A 3022-nucleotide genomic window follows, 5' to 3' on the forward strand; every position below is an offset into this window, starting at 1 on the left:
AGCCAACGGTGTGCATTCTCCCATGCACTTCTTGCCTCTTGAGCCCGTTTGGCTTCATTTTTCGCTGCATCAAGCGCTCTTTTTGCCTCTTGAAAAGCATCACTTCGTTGCTCGATCAATCTTGGCATGAGCGGATCATCAAGGACTGACTTATCCACGTTGCATTGATCAAGAAGGCCTTGGGTCTCCTTAAGCGCAGCTTTTGCTTGTTGCATTGCAGAAGTTGCCGCTTCCCACTCATGATCTCGTGTTCTCGCTTCTGATAGACTATGGACAGTCATGTGCCCAAGAACAGGATGGTACGATTTCTGCCGGGCCAGGATCTCTTCGTAGGTCTCTTTCGTAGAGAGATACTCCAGCAAGGTTTCCAGGCGGATCTTCTCTGCCGCATATCCTTCACTCTTTCTGAGCGTGTCCTGTAAATCTGAAATATTCTGCCTGAGATCCAGATTCTCAAGAATTCTTGTTTGCTGTTCCCTCACCAACCGTTGCTTTTCTTTCAGTGTCTGTACCAGTGTGTGCCGCTTCCTGGAAAAGGATTCAATGCCTCCGGCTTCCCGGACTGCCCTCTCCAGATCAACTCCGCCTTGCATTTCCTTGCGTATGGCTTCCAGAAATGCTTCGCCCACACCTTCCTTCGTCAGGAGTTCATGCAAGGGAAACCAGTAGGCATCGGCAAACGCGTCGTTTCTACCGGGAAGTGTGGTGATTAACCCGTCTGATATTCGTTTCTGCTCCAGACGGTTGGAGGAGAGGGAGAGGAACCACTCTGTCTCACCCGACTGCAATACCGCCTCAGCTTCCAGCGATGGATGTTTGGCTGGTGTAAACAGGAGTGACCAGAGGGCCTTGATTATGGTAGTCTTCCCAACCCCATTTGCCCCGGTAAGGATATTGAGCCCAGGGTGCAGTGCGGCAAGATCCCCAAAGGAGCGAACAAGGAATCCAGGAGCCTTTGAAAGCGTAAAACGAGTGAACCTGTACGAGTTTTTATGCTTCATGCTCCCTCCGCTGGGATTCCATAGCCCTGAGTAACTGAAGAACTGCCCGTTTTCCCCGTTTGACGGCCTCTTCCTGGGTAAGGGATCTCTGCCTGAGAAGATTGAACCCACTGGTATTGTAACTCTCTGTATCCAATCGTTGATAGGATACTCCCAGTTGCTGTAATGCATCGCTGTCTAGAAGCATAGAGGCAAGCAGGGCTTGCGGGCCGCTGCCCTTCACCAGTTGATTGAGATCTATCTCCAGGTCTGTTGCATCTTCGATGCGGTTCAACAACAGCACCTCCAGATCCTCGTCCTGGAATAGGAGTTCTCTCTCCCTTCCTTCAAAGGAAAAGACCTGTTGCAGGTCCAGATCAACATGCAGGTTTCCGGTGAACACCAAACTTACCGCAACCGTTCCATGGAATGCCATCTGGTCAACATAGGCACGTACCGACCTGGTAACAGCAGAGCGAAGTGATTCCATATCTTGTATGCCGGTGGTATCGACTGCACATTGTTCATACCGGTAGGGACAGAGGGGAATAAACAGTGGATCCTTCCATGTGCGGCCTTGTTCGGTTTCCAGAAGATAGGCTCCATGTGCACCTGTTTCGCTCACGTCGAGTGCAAAGGGAGAACCACAGTAGTAGACAGCAGAGTCACCCTGTCTTCCTCCTCCATGGATATGTCCAAGCATCCAAAGGGGAATACCGGTTTTCAACAAAGCATGTTCGTTGATGGGAGCATATTTGGAGTACTGCTGAGTCCAGTCAGCATGCAACAGACCAAGGGATAGCTTGGAATCATCAACCAGTGATGTATCAAAATCGGCTAGCGGGGATTCTTCCTCATGTGTACTGGGAAATGACCAACCAATGAACCGAACATCTCCGATATCATAGGACTCCCACGTTCCCTTCAAACCAAGGATCTTGATCGCTTCACTCTCTTCTGCAAGCCGGGGAAAGACGGACCAGTCATGGTTTCCCCCTACCCCTATTACTTGGATTCCTGCATTCTTGAGCGTTTCCAACCCAGAGAGGAGAGGACCATAGACGGATAGCCATGTTCTCTCATGTTCCACGACATCACCGGCCAATACCACTACATCCACGGCAAGCTCAAGCGCTTTTTGGATGATCGCATCCCAAGCAGCATGACCGGATTGTGCGAGCTCCGGTTTTCGCCCCAAATGAATGTCTGCACATGCGAGAATTCTCATTCCGCCCTCCATTGAGCGCAGTATACCATAGTTGCAGGGTTTTTACGCAGGGAGAGGGGGCAGATGCCCCCCCTCCAAAGATACTGCAACCTGAGGATCAATCTGGATAGGCACCACGCTTTACATACGTGGTATGTAACAGCTGGTGACTCAGATGACCCAGAGGCTGCTCTAGGAATGAGGTATAGAGTTCCTGGATGGACGGATTCTCATGGGATTTGCGTATCGGCATGCCACGGTCTTCCTCATAGATGGACATTGCACGCTTTCTCCTGATCTCCTTGGTTGAAGGAATCGGTTGTCCTCCTCCCCCCAGACATCCATCAGGACAGGTCATCACTTCTATGAATGCATAGGGACTCTTGCCTTCCTGGATCTGGTCCAGGAGGACCCGAGCATTTGCCAGGGTATTGGCTACTGCAACCTTCAGCGGGGTTTCCCCGATCATGATGGTTGCCTCCCTGATACCCTTACCGATGCGGATCTGTTCAAACTCCAACTCCTCCAAGGTAGTCTTTGTGATGGCCTCGTATGCAGTTCTGAGCGCTGCTTCCATCACACCACCCGTAGCACCAAACAGTACTGCCGATCCTGTTGACTGTCCAAGGGGATCATCGAACTTGCCCTCTTCCAGATGGGCGAAATCAATTCCGATCCGTTTCAGCATCCTTGCCAGTTCCCGTGTGGTCAACACATAATCAACATCACAGAAGTACTCCTCCTCTGTGAAGGAACCCTTTTCCCGCCAGTAGGAGAAGGCACTGTCAATCTCACTTCTGCCCGCCTCAAACTTCTTTGCAGTACAGGGCATGAC

Annotated in this window: 3 protein-coding genes; all 3 read right to left on the reverse strand. The window is 51.0% G+C overall.

Annotated features, from left to right (window positions below):
• The coding region (locus tag JF818_RS10615) for an ATP-binding protein (protein WP_198891988.1) at positions 1-1001 on the reverse strand (1001 nt) is incomplete at its 3' end.
• Entirely contained in the window at positions 991-2208 is a 1218-nt protein-coding gene (locus JF818_RS10620; protein ID WP_198891989.1) for a DNA repair exonuclease, read from the reverse strand. The genes JF818_RS10615 and JF818_RS10620, both read right to left, overlap by 11 nt.
• 97 nt (positions 2209-2305) lie before the next feature.
• A partial coding sequence (locus JF818_RS10625) for a [Fe-Fe] hydrogenase large subunit C-terminal domain-containing protein (RefSeq protein WP_198891990.1) occupies positions 2306-3022 on the reverse strand: 717 nt, incomplete at its 5' end.

The sequence above is a fragment of the Sphaerochaeta sp. S2 genome (assembly GCF_016406725.1).
Lineage (GTDB): Bacteria > Spirochaetota > Spirochaetia > Sphaerochaetales > Sphaerochaetaceae > Sphaerochaeta.